General features: G+C 71.4%; 16 protein-coding genes and 1 other RNA gene. 14 read left to right on the top strand and 3 right to left on the bottom strand.

Features of this window, described 5'->3' with window-relative positions:
* Window positions 1-158: 158 nt before the first annotated feature.
* The 3 genes from RI138_RS11175 to RI138_RS11165 all read left to right on the top strand — a co-directional run bounded on the left by RI138_RS11175 (window position 159) and on the right by RI138_RS11165 (window position 3,819).
* Window positions 159-1,406, top strand: a complete 1,248-nt coding sequence (locus tag RI138_RS11175) for a serine/threonine-protein kinase (protein WP_311119787.1) — start codon at window positions 159-161, stop codon at window positions 1,404-1,406.
* Window positions 1,407-1,487: 81 nt separating this feature from the next.
* On the top strand, window positions 1,488-2,594 hold the full coding sequence (gene prfB / locus RI138_RS11170) for a peptide chain release factor 2 (protein ID WP_096633081.1): 1,107 nt from the start codon (window positions 1,488-1,490) through the stop codon (window positions 2,592-2,594).
* A 328-nt stretch (window positions 2,595-2,922) separates the two neighbouring features.
* Window positions 2,923-3,819 carry a hypothetical protein gene (locus RI138_RS11165; protein WP_311119786.1) on the top strand — a complete coding sequence of 299 codons (897 nt, stop codon included), beginning with the start codon at window positions 2,923-2,925 and terminating at the stop codon, window positions 3,817-3,819.
* A 194-nt stretch (window positions 3,820-4,013) separates the two neighbouring features.
* Here the strand turns inward: RI138_RS11165 and RI138_RS11160 are convergent, their stop codons facing one another.
* Window positions 4,014-4,214: a hypothetical protein gene (locus RI138_RS11160; RefSeq protein WP_030589144.1), complete on the bottom strand. Its 201-nt coding sequence runs from the start codon at window positions 4,212-4,214 to the stop codon at window positions 4,014-4,016.
* A gap of 260 nt (window positions 4,215-4,474) precedes the next feature.
* On the opposite strand from RI138_RS11160, the gene ftsE reads away from it, so the two are divergent.
* From ftsE to ssrA, 5 genes are all read left to right on the top strand, one after another.
* The gene (ftsE, locus tag RI138_RS11155) at window positions 4,475-5,164 is read left to right on the top strand and encodes a cell division ATP-binding protein FtsE (RefSeq protein WP_003968787.1); all 690 of its coding nucleotides are present in this window, start codon (window positions 4,475-4,477) and stop codon (window positions 5,162-5,164) included.
* Window positions 5,165-5,224: 60 nt separating this feature from the next.
* Window positions 5,225-6,145, top strand: coding sequence for a permease-like cell division protein FtsX (gene ftsX, locus RI138_RS11150; protein WP_096632941.1), 921 nt, complete (start codon window positions 5,225-5,227; stop codon window positions 6,143-6,145).
* Between the two features lie 67 nt (window positions 6,146-6,212).
* Entirely contained in the window at window positions 6,213-7,400 is a 1,188-nt protein-coding gene (locus tag RI138_RS11145; RefSeq protein WP_311119785.1) for a S41 family peptidase, read from the top strand.
* Window positions 7,401-7,418: 18 nt separating this feature from the next.
* The gene (smpB, locus tag RI138_RS11140; protein WP_311119784.1) at window positions 7,419-7,907 is read left to right on the top strand and encodes an SsrA-binding protein SmpB; all 489 of its coding nucleotides are present in this window, start codon (window positions 7,419-7,421) and stop codon (window positions 7,905-7,907) included.
* 98 nt (window positions 7,908-8,005) lie between these two features.
* Window positions 8,006-8,392: a transfer-messenger RNA gene (ssrA, locus tag RI138_RS11135) on the top strand.
* Window positions 8,393-8,492: 100 nt separating this feature from the next.
* Here the strand turns inward: ssrA and RI138_RS11130 are convergent.
* Window positions 8,493-10,253, bottom strand: coding sequence for a serine/threonine protein kinase (locus tag RI138_RS11130; protein ID WP_311119783.1), 1,761 nt, complete (start codon window positions 10,251-10,253; stop codon window positions 8,493-8,495).
* Between the two features lie 66 nt (window positions 10,254-10,319).
* Complete coding sequence (locus RI138_RS11125; RefSeq protein WP_311119782.1) at window positions 10,320-11,792, bottom strand: MFS transporter; 1,473 nt, start codon at window positions 11,790-11,792, stop codon at window positions 10,320-10,322.
* 102 nt (window positions 11,793-11,894) lie between these two features.
* On the opposite strand from RI138_RS11125, the gene RI138_RS11120 reads away from it, so the two are divergent.
* The 6 genes from RI138_RS11120 (at window position 11,895) to RI138_RS11095 (ending at window position 19,952) form a co-directional block, all read left to right on the top strand.
* Window positions 11,895-12,866, top strand: coding sequence for a LysR family transcriptional regulator (locus RI138_RS11120; RefSeq protein WP_311119781.1), 972 nt, complete (start codon window positions 11,895-11,897; stop codon window positions 12,864-12,866).
* Window positions 12,867-13,027: 161 nt separating this feature from the next.
* Window positions 13,028-13,702, top strand: coding sequence for a hypothetical protein (locus RI138_RS11115; protein WP_311119780.1), 675 nt, complete (start codon window positions 13,028-13,030; stop codon window positions 13,700-13,702).
* Window positions 13,703-15,943 (top strand): bifunctional polysaccharide deacetylase/glycosyltransferase family 2 protein, encoded by a 2,241-nt coding sequence (locus RI138_RS11110; RefSeq protein WP_311119779.1) that lies wholly within the window; start codon window positions 13,703-13,705, stop codon window positions 15,941-15,943.
* A complete protein-coding gene (locus RI138_RS11105; RefSeq protein WP_311119778.1) occupies window positions 15,940-17,142 on the top strand; it encodes an acyltransferase family protein in 1,203 nt (400 codons plus the stop codon). Before RI138_RS11110 ends, RI138_RS11105 begins: the two co-directional genes overlap by 4 nt.
* Window positions 17,143-17,288: 146 nt before the next feature.
* Window positions 17,289-18,626 carry a nitrate/nitrite transporter gene (locus RI138_RS11100; RefSeq protein WP_311119777.1) on the top strand — a complete coding sequence of 446 codons (1,338 nt, stop codon included), beginning with the start codon at window positions 17,289-17,291 and terminating at the stop codon, window positions 18,624-18,626.
* A 183-nt stretch (window positions 18,627-18,809) separates the two neighbouring features.
* The gene (locus RI138_RS11095) at window positions 18,810-19,952 is read left to right on the top strand and encodes a uroporphyrinogen-III synthase (protein WP_311119776.1); all 1,143 of its coding nucleotides are present in this window, start codon (window positions 18,810-18,812) and stop codon (window positions 19,950-19,952) included.
* Window positions 19,953-20,035 lie beyond the last annotated feature (83 nt).

Here is a 20,035-nt window from a genome sequence, read left to right as displayed (position 1 = left end):
CTGTCCCTTTGTCGACTTCTCCGGGGCGAAATGCCCCGGAGAAGTGAAGGTCGAGGCCATCCTGGGCACGCGGCACCCCCAACGGCGCGTAACTTTGTCGACCGGGGTCCACGACTTTGTCGCCCGGGGGTCCACCGCCAGCCGCTGAGGGAGCAGTCTTGGCACGGAATATCGGCAGCCGGTACACCGCCCACCAGATCCTGGGGCGCGGCAGCGCCGGCACGGTGTGGCTCGGCGAGGGGCCCGAGGGCCCGGTCGCCATCAAGCTGCTCCGCGAGGACCTCGCGTCCGACCAGGAGCTCGTGGGCCGGTTCGTGCAGGAGCGCACCGCTCTGCTCGGGCTCGACCACCCGCACGTGGTCGCCGTCCGGGACCTCGTCGTGGACGGCAACGACCTCGCCCTGGTCATGACGCTCGTACGCGGCACCGACCTGCGCACCCGCCTGGACCGCGAGCGCCGCCTCGCCCCCGAGGCCGCCGTCGCGATCATCGCGGACGTCGCCGACGGGCTGGCCGCCGCGCACCGGGCCGGAGTGGTCCACCGGGACGTCAAGCCGGAGAACATCCTGCTCGACATGGAGGGCCCCCTCGGCCCCGGCGGCGCCCATCCCGCCCTGCTCACCGACTTCGGCGTCGCCAAGCTCATCGACACCCCGCGCCGAACCAAGGCCACGAAGATCATCGGCACACCGGACTACCTGGCCCCCGAGATCGTCGAGGGCCTCCCGCCGCGCGCCGCCGTCGACATCTACGCCCTGGCGACCGTGCTCTACGAGCTGCTGGCCGGGTTCACCCCCTTCGGCGGCGGCCACCCCGGCGCGGTCCTGCGCCGCCACGTCACCGAGACGGTCGTCCCGCTCCCCGGTATCCCCGAGGAGCTCTGGCAGCTCCTGGTGCAGTGCCTGGCCAAGGCCCCCGCCTCCCGGCTGCGCGCCTCGGAGCTCGCCGTACGGCTGCGGGAACTGCTTCCGCTGCTGGCGGGCATCCCGCCCCTGGAGGTGGACGAGCCCGACGCCGACGAGACCGACCAGGAGTCCCCGGTCTACGACGAGCAGCAGTACGCCCCGTCCGCCGAGGAGCCGCGCCGCCGCGGGGCGGTCCCGCTGGTGCCCGGCTCCGCGCCCGACTCCAACCGGGACACCCACACGAGCATGCGTGTCCCGGCCCCCGACGAGTTGGCGGGCGGTCCCCTCGGCACGGCCCGCGCCCCGCGCTCCCCGGGCCGCCCCCGCCCCGGCTCCGCCCGTAACAAGGCGGCCGCCCTCCGTAAGCGCCGCATCACCCTGAGCATCGCCGCCCTGGCCCTGTGCGGGGCCGTCGCGGTGGGCGGCTGGCTGGCGACCGGCGGCGGTGACGGGGACCCGGTGCCCCAGGACAGCGAGAACTCGGCCCCGGCGGCCCCGTGAGAAGGCCCTCGCCCGGGCGGCCTTCCGGACGGCTTCCCGGGTGAGGGCAAGCTTCATCCGTCCAGCCGTTACGCTGGACCCGTGGCAGTCGTCGATATTTCCGAAGAGCTGAAGTCCCTCTCCTCGACCATGGGGTCGATCGAGGCCGTCCTGGACCTGGATGCGCTGAGGGCGGAGATCGCCGCGCTTGAGGAGCAGGCAGCGGCGCCGTCCCTGTGGGACGACCCGGAGGCGGCCCAGAAGATCACCAGCAAGCTTTCGCACCTTCAGGCAGAGGTCCGCAAGGCCGAGGCCCTGCGCGGCCGCATCGACGACCTCGGAGTCCTCTTCGAGCTCGCCGAGGACGAGGGCGACGCCGACGCCCGGGCGGAGGCCGAGGCCGAGCTGGAGTCCGTGAAGAAGGCGCTGGACGAGATGGAGGTCCGCACGCTCCTCTCCGGCGAGTACGACGCGCGCGAGGCCCTGGTGACCATCCGCGCCGAGGCCGGTGGCGTCGACGCCGCCGACTTCGCGGAGAAGCTCCAGCGCATGTACCTCCGCTGGGCCGAGCAGCACCACTACAAGACCGAGGTCTACGAGACCGCCTACGCCGAAGAGGCGGGCATCAAGTCGACCACCTTCGCCGTCCAGGTCCCGTACGCCTACGGCACCCTCTCCGTCGAGCAGGGCACCCACCGCCTGGTCCGCATCTCGCCCTTCGACAACCAGGGCCGCCGCCAGACGTCCTTCGCGGGCGTCGAGGTCCTCCCGGTCGTCGAGCAGACGGACCACATCGAGATCGACGAGTCCGAGCTGCGCGTCGACGTCTACCGCTCCTCGGGTCCCGGCGGACAGGGCGTCAACACCACGGACTCCGCGGTCCGTCTGACCCACCTGCCCACCGGCATCGTCGTCTCCTGCCAGAACGAGCGCTCGCAGATCCAGAACAAGGCATCCGCGATGAACGTCCTCCAGGCCAAGCTCCTTGAGCGCCGCCGCCAGGAGGAGCAGGCGAAGATGAACGCGCTCAAGGGCGACGGCGGCAACTCCTGGGGCAACCAGATGCGTTCGTACGTCCTCCACCCGTACCAGATGGTCAAGGACCTGCGTACGGAGTTCGAGATGGGCAACCCCGAAGCGGTCTTCAACGGTGAGATCGACGGCTTCGTCGAGGCGGGCATCCGCTGGCGAAAGCAGCGGGAGAAGTAGTTTCAGCGGTACGGAGGTTGGGCCCGGACAGGTGACTGTCCGGGCCCCTCTGCGTTGCGGAGGTCTGTGCCCGATACGTCACAGTCGGGCTTCCGATTAGCCGTCAAGTCCCCCATATCGGTGCCTAGTGCACGGAACGGCCTTGACGTAGTCCTCAACTCTGGCCAGGGTGCTACAGCAGCATGCGTATGTCTGGGACGGGTGTGAACCGGGGGGCTGGCAGGGTGACCACGGCACGACGTGGCCCCGCCGAGAGCGATTCCCCGCAGGGCCGTGGCCCGCATATGGCTGCTCCAATGACGAGATCGGCTACTGGGGGTAGCAACACATGACGAACAAGACGCGTGTCCGCGTCGCGCGGATAACCGCTGGTGTGGTCATCGCCGCGGGTGCCTCGCTGACCGCGGCCGGTGCGGCGCAGGCGCTGGAGATCGGCGTCGACTCCGGCATCGCCGACGTTCAGGTCCAGCTGGGCCCGGACGACGAGAACGACGAGCCCGGCGCAACCGAGGGCGGCGATCCGGGCGGTGTCACCCAGGGGCAGACGACCACGGGTGAGACCACCGGTGAGACGTCCACGACCGGTGAGACCACGGGTGAGACGACCACGGGTGAGACCACCGGTGAGACGTCCACAACTGGTGAGACCACGGGTGAGACGACCACGGGTGAGACCACCGGTGAGACGTCCACAACTGGTGAGACCACGGGTGAGACGACCACGGGTGAGACGACCACGGGTGAGACCACCGGTGAGACGTCCACAACTGGTGAGACCACGGGTGAGACGACCACGGGTGAGACCACCGGTGAGACGTCCACGACTGGTGAGACCACGGGTGAGACGACCACGGGTGAGACCACCGGTGAGACGTCCACAACCGGTGAGACCACGGGTGAGACCACCGGCGACACGTCCGAGGGTCAGAGCGGAACCACCGGATCCGCCGGTACGACCGGCTCCACCGGCTCCGCGACCGGTGGCGACGGCGGCGCCGGCACCTGCACCGTCGACCTCGACGGTGCCGAGTGCACGGACAACAACACCGACACCGACAGCGTCGGCAACCAGCCCGTCGAGCAGAGCAAGGGCAAGGAGGAACTCGCCGAAACCGGTGCGGGCGAGACCACCTTCCTGGTCATCGGTGCCGCGACGATGATCGCGGGCGGCATCGGCTTCCGCATCCTGCCGCGGCTGGTCGGCGGCGGTCGTGCGGTCGCCTAGGACCCGTACGAGCCCGTACGGAGCTCCGTAACGAGCCAGTGGGACCCCCGTACGCGGCGCTGTACAGCATGACGAAGGGCCCGGAAGGAGTGGTTCACTCCCTCCGGGCCCTTCCGGCGTCAGGCCCGCTCAGACGGGCGTACGCACACGTTTACGAGCCCCGGACGGGCCGGGCAGGGGGGCGGCGGGCCGGATCAGGCCGCTTGGTGCGCCAGCAGTGCGAGGGCGGTCAGCAGCACCACCATCAGGGCGATCAGCATGACGGGGCTCATCCCGGCCAGCGGGCCCTGGCCCTGCTCCTCCAGCATCTGCTGCCGCACGGCACGGCAGACGCGGCAGCGACCCTCGCTCACGGGCGCCGCGCAGTTCGCGCACACCAGTCGGTCATAGGTCATGCGCATTCCTCCTCCCGCGCGGCGGAGCCGCTTGCTTGCGTTCTCTCCGCACAACGCTCAGGGAAACGCAACCGTTCCCCCCACCACTGTGCCAGCTCGCGCCGTTTTCGGCGCGGCCCGCCGGACAAGGCCCGGTCCGCCCCGATGCGTTCCGGGCGGCCATTCGCCATAAATCGCCCATTGTCGGACGCCGCCTGCACGCGTGAGCCCGGTTCGCGTATGGTCACGCTCACCTACTCCCGGCCGACCGTGGTGCATCCGTGATCCGATTCGACAACGTCTCCAAGACCTACCCGAAGCAGACCCGACCGGCTCTGCGCGATGTCTCGCTGGACATCGAGAAGGGTGAGTTCGTCTTCCTGGTGGGCTCCTCCGGCTCCGGCAAGTCGACCTTCATGCGGCTGATCCTGCGCGAGGAGCGCGCCAGCACGGGCATGGTCCATGTGCTCGGCAAGGATCTCGCGCGGCTGTCCAACTGGAAGGTGCCGCAGATGCGCCGCCAGCTGGGGACGGTCTTCCAGGACTTCCGTCTGCTGCCGAACAAGACGGTCGCCGAGAACGTGGCCTTCGCGCAGGAGGTCATCGGCAAGCCCCGCGGTGAGATCCGCAAGGCGGTGCCCCAGGTGCTCGACCTCGTCGGCCTCGGCGGCAAGGAGGAGCGGATGCCCGGAGAGCTCTCCGGCGGTGAGCAGCAGCGCGTGGCCATCGCCCGCGCCTTCGTGAACCGCCCCATGCTGCTGATCGCGGACGAGCCGACCGGCAACCTCGACCCGCAGACCTCCGTGGGCATCATGAAGCTGCTGGACCGGATCAACCGGACCGGCACCACCGTGATCATGGCGACCCACGACCAGAACATCGTCGACCAGATGCGCAAGCGCGTCATCGAGCTCGAACAGGGCCGTCTCGTACGCGACCAGGCGCGCGGCGTCTACGGCTACCAGCACTGACCCGGGGGTCCTCGGGCCCCCGCGCATTTCGAGCATCGAGCACTGCACTGAAAGGACGCCATGCGCGCCCAGTTCGTCCTGTCGGAGATCGGCGTCGGTCTCCGCCGCAACCTCACGATGACCTTCGCGGTCGTGGTCTCCGTCGCCCTCTCGCTCGCCCTGTTCGGCGGTGCGCTGCTGATGCGCGAGCAGGTCAGCACGATGAAGGACTACTGGTACGACAAGGTCAACGTCTCCATCTTCCTCTGCAACAAGAACGACGCCAAGGACATGCCCAAGTGTGCCAAGGGTGCTGTCACCAAGGAGCAGAAGGACCAGATCAAGGCCGATCTGGAGAAGATGGACGCCGTCCAGAAGCCCGTTCACTTCGAGACGGCCGACGAGGCGTACAAGCACTACCAGGAGCAGTTCGGAGACTCCCCGATGGCGGGCAACATCACGCCCGACCAGATGCAGGAGTCGTTCCGCGTCAAGCTCAAGGACCCGCAGAAGTACAAGGTCGTCGCCACGGCCTTCGCGGGACGGGACGGGGTGCAGTCCGTCCAGGACCAGCGGTCCATCCTGGACAACCTCTTCGAGCTGATGAACGGCATGAACGTCGTCGCGATCTACGTGATGATCCTCATGCTGGTCATCGCGCTGATCCTGATCGTCAACACCGTGCGCGTCTCCGCGTTCAGCAGGAGACGTGAGACGGGCATCATGCGCCTGGTGGGAGCCTCCGGCTTCTACATCCAGGCCCCCTTCATCATGGAGGCGGCCGTCGCCGGTCTGATCGGCGGCGTGCTGGCCTGCGCGATGCTGCTCGGCGGCCGGTACTTCCTCATCGACGGCGGCCTCGCGCTCCAGGAGAAGCTGAACCTGATCAACTTCATCGGCTGGGACGCGGTCCTCACCAAGCTCCCGCTGGTGCTCGCGATCGGCCTCCTGATGCCGGCCGTTGCGGCTCTCTTCGCGCTCCGCAAGTACCTGAAGGTGTGACATGTGCCCCTGGGGCGCACGGGCAAGTACCCGTCCGCCCCAGGAGGCTTGTCCTAGACTCGGCGCCATGTCGGGTTGTACGCACCGCTTCGGGCCCCGCGGCCTTTGCCGCGGGGCGGCCCTGACATTGGTCTTCGGGTGCGTGCTCGCCACCGCCGCGGCGACCGGTTCGCTGCCGCAGGAGCCCGATGCCGCCCCCGGCCCGCGGACCCGGGCCGTCTCCTCGACCGTCGCCCCGGTCGACCGCGACGAGATCGAGGACGCCGCCGCCGACGCGCAGGCCGACGGGAAGTCCGTGAAGGACGCCGCCGAGGAGGTCGTCAGCCGCAGCGGGGACCGCTGGGGCGCGGTGTACGACCAGCGGGAGTACGAGGAGTTCGAGCAGGCCCTGGACGGCTCGTACACCGGTGTCGGGCTCTCCGCCCGACGGACGGACGACGGGGCCGTCAGCGTCTCCCGCGTCCAGCCCGGCGGCCCCGCCGACCGGGCCGGTATCCGCGCCGGTGACCTGCTGCGCACCCTGGACGGCCGCCGTATCGACAGACGCCCCGTCGCCGAGGTCGTCGCGTTACTCCGCGGTGACGGTACGGGAGCGGCCGCGGGCAGCCGGGTGGAGCTCGGGCTCGTACGGGACGGGCGGAGCTGGACCAGGACCCTGGAGCGGGCCCGGCTGACCACCGAGGCGGTCACCGTACGGAGGCTGGGCGCGGAGCCCTCCTCGGCGGTCCTCATCAAGGTCGCCGCCTTCACCAAGGGCGCCGGGGCCAAGGTCCGGGACGCGGTCCGGTCCGCACCCGAGGGGGCCGGGATACTGCTCGACCTGCGCGCCAACTCCGGCGGTCTCGTCGCCGAGGCCGTCGTCGCCGCCTCCGCCTTCCTGGACGGCGGCCTGGTCGCCACGTACGACGTACGCGGGGAGCAGCGCGCCCTGCACGCCGATCCGGGCGGCGACACGGACCGGCCGGTCGTCGTCCTCGTCGACGGCGGCACGATGAGCGCCGCCGAGCTGCTGACCGGGGCCCTCCAGGACCGGGGCCGCGCGGTCACTGTCGGTACGCCCACCTTCGGCAAGGGCTCCGTGCAGATGCCCAGCAAGCTTCCCGGCGGCTCGGTGGCCGAGCTGACCGTGGGCCACTACCGCACCCCGGGCGGCCACAACGTCGACGGCCGGGGCATCACCCCCGACCTCGTGGTGCACGGGCGGGCCCAGCAGCGGGCCGAGACGGTATTGAGTGGCCTCGGGGGTGGGTCGTAGTGCGAAAATGACCGCACTATGGCGAAGGAAAAAGACACCGGGCGCAAGATGATCGCGCAGAACAAGAAGGCGCGGCACGACTACACCATCATCGACACCTACGAGTGCGGTCTCGTCCTCATGGGGACGGAGGTCAAGTCGCTGCGCATGGGGCGGGCCTCCCTGGTCGACGGGTTCGTCCAGATCGACGACCACGAGGCGTGGCTCCACAACATCCACGTCCCCGAGTACGTCCAGGGAACCTGGACCAACCACGCGGCCAAGCGGAAGCGCAAGCTGTTGCTGCACCGGGCCGAGATCGACAAGCTGGAGTCGAAGTCGCAGGAGACGGGCCACACGATCGTGCCGCTCGCGCTGTACTTCAAGGACGGCCGGGTCAAGGTCGAGATCGCGCTCGCGAAGGGCAAGAAGGAGTACGACAAGCGCCAGACGCTCCGCGAGAAGCAGGACACGCGGGAGACGAACCGTGCCATCGCGGCGGCCCGCCGGCGCCAGCGCAGCGCCTGACCGGGCCGTGGGCGGGAATACGGTGGCATCGTCCCGCGTTGGTCACGTACGATGGGCTACGCACCTCAGCGAAGGTGCGCGGATTGAAAAATCAACATGGGGATGATCGGTTTCGACAGCGGATGTCGAAGCAGGGGAAGCGAGTCGAGGAAGCGGCAATGATCTCGTAAACCATATGTCGCAAACAATAATCGCCAATTCCAAGCGCGATTCCTCCGCCTTCGCCCTCGCTGCCTAATTAGCAGCTAGCGAAGACTCTGCGGAGTGTCAGCCCGGGGGTGATCCCGACCCGGATCCTGGCATCAACTAGGGATCTAAACTTCTCGGCCCGGCCACGGGGCCGAGAAGGAAATCAAACAGTGGCTGAGCCTGTCGGAGGCTTGTTCGCGTGACCTCCGGGGCCGAGAAAAGCGCAGCGAACTGCACTCGGAGAAGCCCTGGTTCCGCACCGTTGGACGCGGGTTCGATTCCCGCCATCTCCACCACCCCATGTAAGCCTCCGCCCCGCGAGTTCACTCGCGGGGCGGAGGCTTTTCCCATGTCCGGACGTCTCCCATGTCCAGGCGGGTCCCAGGGCGGGACGGGTCAGGGTTCCAGTACGGGGTCGGCGAGAGCGGCGATGCCTTTGCAGTCGCCGGACGCGGTGTCGAGGGTGACGCGCAGCCGCAGTACGCCGTCGACCGGCACGTCGAAGGTCCGTTCCTTGCCCAGGGACAGGGTTCCGGACTCCAGGATCTTTCCGTCGCCCAGGAACGTCACCTTTCCCTGCGACTGGGGGGAGTCGTCCGTGATGCCGCCGACGAACCGGAGGGAGGACCAGGCGCGTTCCAGGTTGTATTCGGTGACCTTGGTCCCGTTGTAGCACGGCAGGCGCGTGGTCATCGCCGTCTCGAACTCCCGGGTGTTCAGGACTGACGGTTCGGTGTCCCACGAGGAGCCGTCCACCGGCGTCAGCGCCGTCAAGGACTGGGGCTCCCTCGCGGCGGGCTCCGAAGAGTCAGAGGAGGGTGACGCGTCCAGGGTGCCGGACGGGTCGGCCGTCGGTGTCCCGGGCGATTCCGACGGGGTGCTGGGCTCGGTGCTCGGCTCTGCCGCGGGGCTCTCGGTGGCCGTACGGGTCACCTCCGGGCCCTTGCCGGAGGCGGTGCCGCCGTCGTCGTCGCCGGAGGCCAGCCGGGAGCCCAGGACCGCGCCGACCACCAGCAGCGTCACGGCAGCCGCCGCGCCCAGCGGCAGCAGGTACTTCCGGCTGGGGCGCCCGGGGTCCGGCGCTGTCAAGGCCGCCGGCGGTTGCGTCGGTGATCCCGGCGGTGTCGGTGGTGTCTGCGGGGCGACGTAATGCGGGCGCGCGGAGGAAGCGGCCCCGGGCGGCGCGGCCCCGGGCAACGCGCCACCCGGCGGCGGGGACGTGGGCGGCGGAGGAGCGGTGACCGTACGCGCGCGGGACGTCGTCGCCACCACCGCGGGGCGCAACTGCCGCACCCACCCGGTCAGGGACTCCGGTCTGCGGCCGGGGTCGGCCTCGTACAGCGCGAGCAGGGCGGTCCGCTGCTCGGGCGGCAGGCCGGTGACCTCCGGCAGCGCGGTGAACCGCTCGCGCAGCTGCTCCGGCGTCGCGGGCGGGGTCTCGCCGCTGAGCAGGAAGTAGGCGAGGGCGCCGAACGCGTACCGGTCGGCGGCCGGGGACCGTACGCCCTCGTGGACCTCGGGAGCCGCGAATCCGGGAGTGAACCAGACCTCGGCCGTGCGGTGTTCGGGGGCGAGCTTGCTCAGCCCGAAGTCGACCAGGGTGGCCTGGCCGTCGGAGTCGACCATCACATTGCCGGGGGAGAGATCACCGTGCACTACCACGCGGCCCGACGGGGTGGCGCTGCCCGAGTGCAGCCGGTCCAGCACCTCGGCCAGCTGCTCCAGACAGCGCACGGCCTCGCGCCGCTCGTCGGGCGTCTCCAGGGTGCGTTCGGCCCGCCAGTCCCGCAGGTCCAGGCCCTCCACGTGGTTCATCACCAGGTAGAGGCAGCGGCCGGTGCTCTCCGCGGCCCGGCCCGGCGGGTGCGGGGGCGGGCCCTCGAAGTGTTCCCGTACGCCGATCACCCCGACCCGGTGCACGAAGCGGAGCAGCTCCGCCTGGTCGCTCCACGCGGCGCTGATCCGGGCGAAGCCCTCGGCCGTCATGGTGGAGCGGGTGTCCAGGACCTTCACCACGACGGGCTCGGCCTCTCCGGACAGCTCCAGGTCGGCCAGGTAGAGCACCGCCTCGCCGCCGCGGCCGATGGAACGCCGCAGCCGGTACCGGTCCGGAGCCGAGTCAGGTCCGACGCGCAGACCTCCGGTCGTGGTCGCCATACGAGAAGTCCCCCCGGGTACGCGTGAACAGCGGCCGGGCCAGCCTCTCCCAGCGATCTGGCCAGGTCAACTCCTGTTCGGTGCGGTGGGCTTGGCAGCGCGGATCGTGGCGGACGGCCGGGGCGTCCGGTGAACCGCGGGACGCCCGCCGCCCGCGCCGCGAGCTGAAGCCCCCGGTCCAGTGGTACCGGGCCACCGGCTGCGGGCGGCGCCGGCCGGAGTGACTCGGGCTCTGACCCCGCGGCCCGCCGCGCCGGCGAGGGCGATGGCCAGCGCGAGGGCCGCCGCGCACACCGGGGCCGCGTAGCCGGAGGCCGTCCCCGCATGCTCCACCAGCCATCCGCCGGCCGCCGCCCCGGCCGCGACCCCGCCCAGCAGCGCGGTCACCGAGAGCGTCATGCCCTCGTTCAACTGCTCCTGGCGCGTGGCCCGTTGGACCAGCGTCATGCCCGTCACCATGGTGGGGGCCGTTGCCGCGCCCGCGAGCAGCAGGCAGAGCGCCAGGACGGGCAGGGACGCCGACGCGGCGGCGGCCAGCAGCGGCAGGGACATCAGCGCCGTCATCCCGGCCAGACAGACCACCAGCCGGAGGTGGACGTTCCGGGCGGGCCGCAGCGCACCGTAGACCAGGCCCGCCGCCCCCGAGCCCGCCGCCTGGAGCGCCAGGATCGCGCCCCCGGCATGCGCGATGGAGACCACCTCCAGCGCCCCGAACACCGCACCCGTGGCGAGGAAGACCGCCAGCAGCGCGGGCATCCCGGGGGTGCGCAGGGGGGAGGACACCGCCCTCGCGCGCGGGGCGGCCGGCGGTTCCGTGGCGCGCTGGGCGGTGAAGACCAGGACGCCGGTCATCAGGAGCAGCGCCCCCGCCAGGGTGCCCGCCTCCGGGAACAGCGCCCCGCAGAGCGTCGCGGCGAGGACCGGGCCCAGCATGAAGCACAGCTCGTCGGCGGACTGCTCGAAGGAGTTCGCGGTGTGCAGGGCCGCCGGATCGCCCCGGTGCAGACGCGCCCAGCGGGCCCGGGCCATCCCGCCGGTGTTGGGGGTGGTGGCGGTCGCGGCGTACGCGGCGAAGAGGGTCCAGGCCGGGGCGTCGCGGTGTACGCACAGCACCAGGGCCAGCGAACCGAGCACGGCGATCGCGGTGGCGGGCACGGCGACCCGCGCCTGCCCGAAGCGGTCCACGAGCCGGGCGGTGAACGGCGCGACGAGGGCCGTAGCGGCCAGCCCGGTCGCGGTCACCGCCCCGGCCAGGGCGTACGACCCGCGGGACCCGGCGATCATGATGACCGCGCTGACACCGAGCATCCCCATGGGCAGCCGGGCGATCAGGCTGCCCGCCGTGAACGCGCGGGCCCCGGGGGTCGCCAGCAGCCGGAGATACGGGTTCGGCGGCCGCCGTCCCACGCGCTCCGGCGCGGCGCCCGGGGCCGCGATCAGATGGCCGCCCGCGACCGTGAGCAGGGGAGTGGCGGAGGGTGCGGGCCGGGCCGCCCGGAGCGGCCGGGCGGCAGGGGGTGCGGCAGGGCGTATCGGCATACGGTCAGACTCACCCTGGCCCGCTGCCCGGGTCCAACACCTTCTCCGGGCCGATTCACGCGGAGGTGTTGTGAGTGGTCTCCCGCGCTGTAGATTCGCCGCGTGCCCGCCCCCGACACCGATCCCCGACTCCTGCGCGCCTTCCTCGCCGTCGCCGAGGAGCTGCACTTCACCCGCGCCGCCGCCCGTCTCTTCGTGGCGCAGCAGGCGCTGAGCCGGGACATCCGGCGGCTGGAGCGCGAACTCGGTACGGAGCTGTTCGTCCGCACCACGCGTCAGGTCGCCCTCACCCCGGACGGCGAGCGCCTCCTCCCGTACGCCCGCCGGGTCCTCGACGCGCACGCCGAGCTCACCGGGGCCTTCAGCGGTTCGCCCGCCCGGCCGCTGCTCGTCGACCTGAACAGTGAGGGGGCGACCGCCGCCCGGGTGCTGGAGCGGGCCCGGGAGCTGGTTCCGGAGTGCGAGCTGATGGCCCGCTTCGAGTCCGGGCTGACCTGGGCCGCCGCCGAGATCCTGGCCGGCCGGCTCGACGCCTCCTTCGGCCGGGCCGCCGGACTGCGCCCCGCGGTGCTCGCGCAGCTGTCCGTACAGCCGGTGCGGTACGAGCCGATGGCCCTGATGCTCCCGGTCTCCCACCCCCTCGCGGGCCGGGAGGTCATCGCCCTGTCCGAGCTGTCCGGAGAGACGGTCTACGCGGGGGCGGGAAACGAGCGGACGTTGGAGTGGACCGACCTCGCCGCACAGCTGTTCGCCGCCTGGGGCATCGTGCTGGCCCCGCCCATCCCGCTCGCCGTAGGTGTGGCCGAATTTCAACGGGTGATGTCGAAAGCCGGTCACCCTGTGCTCGCCGTTGTCGATTTCCCGACGCTGCCGGGAACGGTGCTGCGCCCGCTCGTCGATCCGGTTCCGCTTTCGCCGGTGGCCCTGGTCTGGCGCAAGGGGCTCCAGCACCCCGGGGTGGACGCCCTGCGCAACGCTACTGACCAGTTGGCACATGCCCAGGGGTGGATGGTGCCACCGCCCGGGTCCTGGCTTCCCGAGGGGGATCTGTCACTGATGCGCAACTGTTCCTGATCAACTCCGTTCAGGGGCACTTGGGCGTCAATGCCGTGCGCTACATTCATCGTCCGAGTGGATGAACGTCAGGGCGCGCGGACAGGTGGGGGCCCAGTCCGGCAGTAGAGAACCGGTCAATTCCGTGCGCCTGATTCTTGAGTGGGGGTTGGGCTTCAGTCGTGGACAACTGGCGCGAAGGCATGAGAACCGGGCACACGCACGAGCCCAACGACGCGACGATGCAGCTCGACGGGCTGGGGCGTCAACTCGCCGAGCTGCCCGGTGAACCCGCCCCGCCGGACAGTTCCGAAGGACCGGTCTTCGTCGACGAGAGCGGCCGTCGCGGCAAGACCTTCCGGCGCCTCGGCTGGGCCCTCGCCACGGTCTGCGTCGCCTACGCCGTCACCCTCGTCTTCGCCGTCCTCGGCGGCAGCTCCAGTGCCCCCTGGCTGCCCCTGTCCGAGCCCAAGGAGGAGGCGAAGGCGGAGGAGGCCGAGGCGGACCCCGCGCCCGGCGACGCCGCCGACCCGTCCGACGGCGCACCGGAGGCCACCCCCGGCGCCTCCGGCCCGGCAGCCCCGGAGTCCGGTACCCCCGGCAGCGCGGCCCCCTCGGCCACCTCCGTCGTCGTACCCGCCGGATCGACGGGCAGCCCCTCCGCCTCCGCCCCGGCAGCGCCGCCCAGCGGCACCGGGGGCGGCGGGGCCACTGAGCCGGCCCCCGCGACCTCGGCCGCCAAGCCGCCGGACGAGCCTCCGCCGCCGTCCCCCGAGCCCGAACCGGAGCCACCCGCTCCGACGAGCGGCCCCACCGAGACTCCCGAACCCCCGGTGCAAGAAGAGAGCGCCCCGTAAATGAACTCCCCCGCCCCGCGGGGCAGGTACGACCGGTCGAAGCGGGCCGCGCGGAAGCGGAAGCAGAGCCGGAGCCGGCTCAGGCTCCCCATGCGCTACCTCCTGCCCTCGACCCTGCTCGTCGCCCTGCTCGTGATGTTGATGCTGCGCGGTTACGTCCACAACGAGTTCCAGGCCGACCACCGCGTACGGCCGCCCGCGCCCACCTCCCAGGTGCCGAAGGAGGTCCTCGGCGGCGGTCCCGTCATCGACGCCCGCGCGGGCGTCCCCAGGACACTGCGCATACCCGACAACCGGATCGTCCTGACCTTCGACGACGGGCCGGACCCGGTGTGGACGCCGAAGGTGCTCGACAAGCTGAAGGAGTACGACGCGCACGCCGTCTTCTTCGTCGCCGGGAACATGGCCGCACGCCACCCGGACCTGGTCCGGCGGATGGTCGACGAGGGCCACGAGATCGGCCTGCACACCTTCGGGCACCCCGACCTGTCCTACCAGACCTCCGAGCGCATCGACCGGGAGCTCTCCCAGAACCAGCTGGCGCTGGCGGGCGCCGCCGGAATCCGGAGCTCGCTGTTCCGGCCGCCGTACTCCTCGTTCTCGTACGCCATGGACAACAAGTCCTGGCCGGTCACCGAGTACATCGGCGGCCGCGGCTACCTCACGGTCGTCAACGACACCGACAGCGAGGACTGGAAGCGCCCCGGAGTCCGCGCCATCGTCGAACGGGCCACGCCGAAGGACGGCGAGGGAGCCATCGTCCTGCTGCACGACTCCGGCGGCGACCGCTCCCAGACCGTGGCCGCGCTGGACCTCCTGCTGCCGGACCTGAAGAAGAAGGGCTACACCTTCACCCGGCTCACCACCGCCCTCGACGCCCCCAGCGCGCACACCCCGGTCACCGGGTTCGCGCTGTGGAAGGGCAAGGCGTTCGTCTCCGCCGTCGCCGTCTCCGAGCGGATCACCGGCGTCCTGGTCGTCGGGCTCGCCGTCATCGGCGTCCTGGTCCTGGCCCGCTTCGGGCTGATGCTGCTGCTGTCCTTCGCCCACGCCCGCAAGGTCCGCCGCAAGGGCTTCCGCTGGGGCGACCCCCTCATGCGCCCGGTCTCCGTCCTCGTGCCCGCGTACAACGAACGCGAGTGCATCGAGGCGACGGTCCGCTCGCTGGTCGCCAGTGACCACCCCATCGAGGTCATCGTCATCGACGACGGCTCCACCGACGGCACCGCCGGCCTCGTCGAAGCGATGCGGCTGCCCCGCGTACGGGTGGTGCGCCAGCAGAACGCGGGCAAACCGGCCGCCCTCAACAACGGTATCCGGCACGCCCGTTACGACATCGTCGTGATGATGGACGGCGACACCGTGTTTGAACCGTCCACTGTCCGCGAGCTGGTCCAGCCCTTCGCCGACCCCCGGGTCGGAGCCGTCGCGGGCAACGCCAAAGTCGGCAACCGCGACTCCCTGATCGGCGCCTGGCAGCACATCGAGTACGTGATGGGCTTCAACCTGGACCGCCGGATGTACGACGTACTCGGCTGTATGCCCACCATCCCCGGAGCCGTCGGCGCGTTCCGCCGCGAGGCCCTGGAGCGGGTCGGCGGGATGAGCGAGGACACCCTCGCCGAGGACACCGACGTCACCATGGCCCTGCACCGGGACGGCTGGCGTGTCGTCTACGCGGAGAACGCCCGCGCCTGGACCGAGGCGCCGGAGTCCGTGCAGCAGCTGTGGTCCCAGCGCTACCGGTGGTCGTACGGCACGATGCAGGCCATCTGGAAGCACCGCCGCGCGGTGATCGAACGCGGGCCCTCGGGCCGCTTCGGCCGGGTCGGGCTGCCGTTCGTCTCCCTGTTCATGGTCGTCGCCCCGCTGCTGGCGCCCCTGATCGACGTGTTCCTGCTGTACGGACTGGTCTTCGGGCCGACCGCGAAGACCGTGGCCGCGTGGTTCGGGGTGCTGGTGGTGCAGGCGGTCTGCGCGGCGTACGCGTTCCGGCTGGACAAGGAACGCATGGTGCATCTGATCTCGCTGCCGCTTCAGCAGATCCTCTACCGCCAGCTCATGTACGTGGTGCTGCTCCAGTCGTGGATCACCGCGCTCACCGGTGGCCGGCTGCGCTGGCAGAAGCTGCGCCGTACGGGGGCGGTGGAGGCGCCCGGCGGCACCTCCACCCGGACCCCGCAGCGTGCCGCGGCCGGGTCCGGCGGCGGGAACGGTACGGGCCGGAGGCCGCACGCATGACCGCGCCGCCCCGGCCCACGGCCGCCGCCGGGCCCGCCGCCCCGGCCCCGGCCGCCCAGGTACCGGAAGCCCCCGCCCCCGTACCCCCACCCCACAGGCCCGTCCGCGACCGGTACTTCGACCTGTTGCGGGCCCTCGCCCTCTTCCGGGTCGTCCTCTACCACCTCACCGGCTGGGCCTGGCTGCCGATCGTCTTCCCGTCCATGGGCGTGATGTTCGCGCTCGCCGGAACGCTGATGGCCCGCTCGCTGGAACGGCCCGCCGCGCAGGTGATCCGCGGCCGGGTCCGCCGTCTGCTGCCGCCGCTGTGGCTGCTCGGGGCGATCGGCGTCACCGGCATGGCCGCCCAGGGCTGGGGCCCGGACGCCGAGGGCCACCCCGGCTGGTGGTGGCAGCACCTGGCGTACTGGGTGCTGCCGCTGAGCGATCCGCCGTACGCGTACGACGTGGCGGGCGTCCCCGGCTTCCTGGGGGAGAGCTGGCCGCAGGAGCTGGCCGGACCGCTCTGGTACATCCGGGCCTACCTCTGGTTCGTCCTGCTCTCGCCGCTGATCCTGCGCGGGCTGCGCAGACTGCCCTGGCCGACGCTGCTCGCGCCCCTCGCGCTCGCCGTCGTGATGCGGCTCGGCCTGTTCTCCACCACCGACCGCCTCGACTCCGCGATCACCGACTTCTCCACCTTCGGCGCCTGCTGGGTCCTCGGCATGGCCCACCAGGAAGGCGCCCTGAAACGCCTGCCCGCCTACGTCGTGCCGTCGATCGCCCCGCTGTTCGCGGGGGCGGGGCTGTGGTGGGCGAGCCACGAGGGCTTCCGCGGCGGCTTCGACCTGGACTCCATCCCGCTCGCCCAGGCCCTGTGGTCCTTCGGCTGTGTGCTGCTCCTGCTGCACTACAGCCCCTCCTGGACCGAGTGGCCGGGGCGGCTGCGCGCCTTCGACCGGCCGATCACGCTCCTCAACTCGCGGGCGGTGACCGTCTACCTCTGGCACAACGTCTGCATCCTGACCGCCGCCACGCTCTACGACCGGCTGTGGTCGGTCGACGCCCTGAGCGAGAACGTGCCGTGGCTGCTGGAGAGCTGGGTGCCCGTGCTGCTGCTCACCTGGGCCCTCATCGCGCTCTGCGTCCTCGCCTTCGGCTGGGCCGAGGACGTCGCGGCCAGGCGCCGCCCGCGGCTCTGGCCGGACGGGAGACCGTAGACCGCGTCCCGGGACCGCATCTCACCGGGCCGCGAACGGCCCGGTGAGAGCAAGGTTGCCCACAGGTCACCTCCCGGCACCGCACCGAAACGCGCACTCCCTAGCGTCAGGGACAACACCCCGACCCCCCCCTGTGGAGGCACGTGATGGCAGGCCGTTGGATCGAGACCTGGGAGCCGGAGGACGAGACGTTCTGGCGGGAGAAGGGGGAGCGTGTCGCCCGCCGCAACCTGTGGTTCTCCGTGCTCTCCGAGCACATCGGATTCTCCATCTGGACCCTGTGGTCGGTGATGGTCCTGTTCATGGGACCGGAGTACGGCGTCGACCCGGCCGGGAAGTTCTTCCTCATCTCGACGGCCACGCTGGTCGGCGCACTGGTGCGGGTGCCGTACACCTTCGCCGTCGCCCGGTTCGGCGGCCGCAACTGGACGATCTTCAGCGCGGTGAGCCTGCTCGTCCCGACGCTCGCCGCGTATCTGGTGATGGAGCCCGGCACCTCGTACGCCACCTTCGTGGTGGTCGCCGCGCTCACCGGGATCGGCGGCGGGAACTTCGCCTCATCGATGACGAACATCAACGCCTTCTTCCCGCTGCGCAAGAAGGGCTGGGCGCTCGGCCTGAACGCGGGCGGCGGCAACATCGGCGTACCCGTCGTCCAGCTCATCGGGCTCCTCGTCATCGGCACGCTGGGGGCCTCGCACCCGCGGATCGTGCTCGGTGTCTACATCCCGCTGATCGTCGTGTCCGCCGTGTGCGCCGCCCTGTACATGGACAACCTCCGGCCCGTGAAGAACGACGGCGGGGCCGCACTGGAGGCCGTCCGCGACCCGCACACCTGGATCATGTCGGTCCTCTACATCGGCACCTTCGGCTCGTTCATCGGCTACAGCTTCGCCTTCGGCCTGGTGCTCCAGACCCAGTTCGGCCGAACCCCGCTCCAGGCCGCGTCGCTCACCTTCATCGGCCCGCTGCTGGGCTCCCTGATCCGGCCCGTCGGGGGCCGGCTCGCCGACCGGTACGGCGGTGCGCGGATCACGCTGGCCACCTTCGGTGCGATGGCCGCCGCCACCGTCGTCGTCATCCAGGCCTCCCGGTCCTCCTCGCTGCCGGTCTTCCTCGTCGGCTTCATCGCCCTGTTCGTCCTGACGGGGCTCGGCAACGGATCGACGTACAAGATGATCCCCGGCATCTTCCACGCCAAGGCGCTCGCCCAGGGGCTCGACGGGGAGGCGGCCGCCTCCCAGGGGCGGCGCATCTCCGGCGCGGCCATGGGGCTCATCGGGGCCGTCGGGGCGCTCGGCGGCCTCGCGATCAACCTCGCCTTCCGCCAGTCCTTCCAGACCTCCGGCACCGGAACAGCGGCCTTCTGGTCCTTCCTCGCCTTCTACGGCGTGTGCTCCGCGGTCACCTGGGCGGTATACCTTCGCCGACCCGCACCCGCTCCCGTGCCCACGAAGCCGCAGATCGGTTACGCGGAGGTGTAGGAAGCGGCGGTCCGGCGACGGGCGACGTAACGGCCGGGAAATACGGGAGGACCGAGCCTGTCACGCGAGGTTGGCAGTCTCGGGCTCCGTACCGACGAGTACCGGTGAGTGCCGACGAGTACTGACGGGAAGCACGGGACCAGACGAGAGCCAGCGGGACCAACAGGAGCCGGGAACACGCCAATGCAGGACGACGACGCAACGCACGGGCCCCTCGCGGGCTTCACGGTCGGGGTGACCGCCGCCCGTCGTGCCGAGGAGCTCGGCACCCTCCTCAAACGCCGCGGGGCCGCCGTCCTGCACGCCCCCGCCCTGCGGATCGTGCAGCTCGCCGACGACAGCGAACTCCTCACCTCGACCAAGGAGCTGATCGACCACGCCCCGGACGTGGCGGTCGCCACCACCGCGATCGGCTTCCGCGGCTGGATCGAGGCCGCCGACGGCTGGGGCATCGGCGACGCCCTCCTGGAGCGGCTGCGCGGCGTCGAACTCCTCGCCCGGGGCCCCAAGGTCAAGGGCGCCATCAGGGCCGCCGGGCTGACCGAGGCCTGGTCGCCCGGGTCCGAGTCGATGGCCGAGGTCCTCGACCGGCTCCTCGCCGAGGGCGTCGCGGGCCGCCGGGTCGCCCTCCAGCTGCACGGCGAACCGCTGCCCGGCTTCGTGGAGTCCCTGACCGCCGCGGGCGCCGACGTAGTCGTCGTACCCGTCTACCGCTGGATGCCCCCGCAGGACCTCGCCCCGCTCGACCGGATGCTCGACGTCACCGCCGCCCGGGGCCTGGACGCGATCACCTTCACCAGCGCCCCCGCCGCCGCCTCGTTCCTGGGCCGCGCCGAGACCCGCGGGGTGCTCCCGGAAGTCCTCGGGGCCCTGCGCGACGACGTCCTCGTCGCCTGCGTCGGACCGGTCACCGCCCTGCCGTTCCAGGCCCGGGGCATCGCCACGGTCCAGCCGGAACGCTTCCGGCTCGGCCCTCTCGTCCAGCTGATGTGCGCCCAGCTCCCGCCAACCGCCCGCATCCTGCCGATCGCCGGACACCGCGTGGAGATCCGGGGCCACGCGGTCCTTGTCGACGACGAACTGCGCGCGGTGCCGCCCGCGGGCATGGCCCTCCTGCACGCCCTGGCCCGCCGCCCGGGCTGGGTGGTGGCCCGCGCGGAGCTGCTGCGGGCCCTGCCCGGCAGCGGCACCGACGAACACGCGGTGGAGACGGCGATGGCCCGGCTGCGCTCGGCGCTGGGTGTGCCCCGGCTGATCCAGACCGTCGTCAAACGCGGCTACCGGCTGGCGCTGGACCCGTCGGCGGACAGCAAGTACGGGCGCTGAGGGGGCTGTACGGGGGTGGCCCGGGGCCGGGGACGCGTTCCGCCGGAATCCGGTGGGGCGGGACGCACGGGCCCGGTTAGCGT

Origin of the sequence: Streptomyces durocortorensis (assembly GCF_031760065.1) — a bacterium.
Classification (GTDB): domain Bacteria; phylum Actinomycetota; class Actinomycetes; order Streptomycetales; family Streptomycetaceae; genus Streptomyces.
Note: the sequence above shows the minus strand (reverse complement) of the source record. Positions and strands in the feature narration are given on the sequence as shown.

Excerpts from the sequence above, each read along its gene's own strand:
- ftsX (WP_096632941.1), top strand. The coding sequence starts at position 5,225 with ATGCGCGCCCAGTTCGTCCTGTCGGAGATCGGCGTCGGTCTCCGCCGC.
- RI138_RS11130 (WP_311119783.1), bottom strand. The coding sequence starts at position 10,253 with ATGGCGACCACGACCGGAGGTCTGCGCGTCGGACCTGACTCGGCTCCG.
- RI138_RS11125 (WP_311119782.1), bottom strand. The coding sequence starts at position 11,792 with ATGCCGATACGCCCTGCCGCACCCCCTGCCGCCCGGCCGCTCCGGGCG.
- RI138_RS11110 (WP_311119779.1), top strand. The coding sequence starts at position 13,703 with ATGAACTCCCCCGCCCCGCGGGGCAGGTACGACCGGTCGAAGCGGGCC.
- RI138_RS11145 (WP_311119785.1), top strand. The coding sequence starts at position 6,213 with ATGTCGGGTTGTACGCACCGCTTCGGGCCCCGCGGCCTTTGCCGCGGG.
- smpB (WP_311119784.1), top strand. The coding sequence starts at position 7,419 with ATGGCGAAGGAAAAAGACACCGGGCGCAAGATGATCGCGCAGAACAAG.
- RI138_RS11105 (WP_311119778.1), top strand. The coding sequence starts at position 15,940 with ATGACCGCGCCGCCCCGGCCCACGGCCGCCGCCGGGCCCGCCGCCCCG.
- RI138_RS11165 (WP_311119786.1), top strand. The coding sequence starts at position 2,923 with ATGACGAACAAGACGCGTGTCCGCGTCGCGCGGATAACCGCTGGTGTG.
- RI138_RS11100 (WP_311119777.1), top strand. The coding sequence starts at position 17,289 with ATGGCAGGCCGTTGGATCGAGACCTGGGAGCCGGAGGACGAGACGTTC.
- RI138_RS11095 (WP_311119776.1), top strand. The coding sequence starts at position 18,810 with ATGCAGGACGACGACGCAACGCACGGGCCCCTCGCGGGCTTCACGGTC.
- RI138_RS11160 (WP_030589144.1), bottom strand. The coding sequence starts at position 4,214 with ATGACCTATGACCGACTGGTGTGCGCGAACTGCGCGGCGCCCGTGAGC.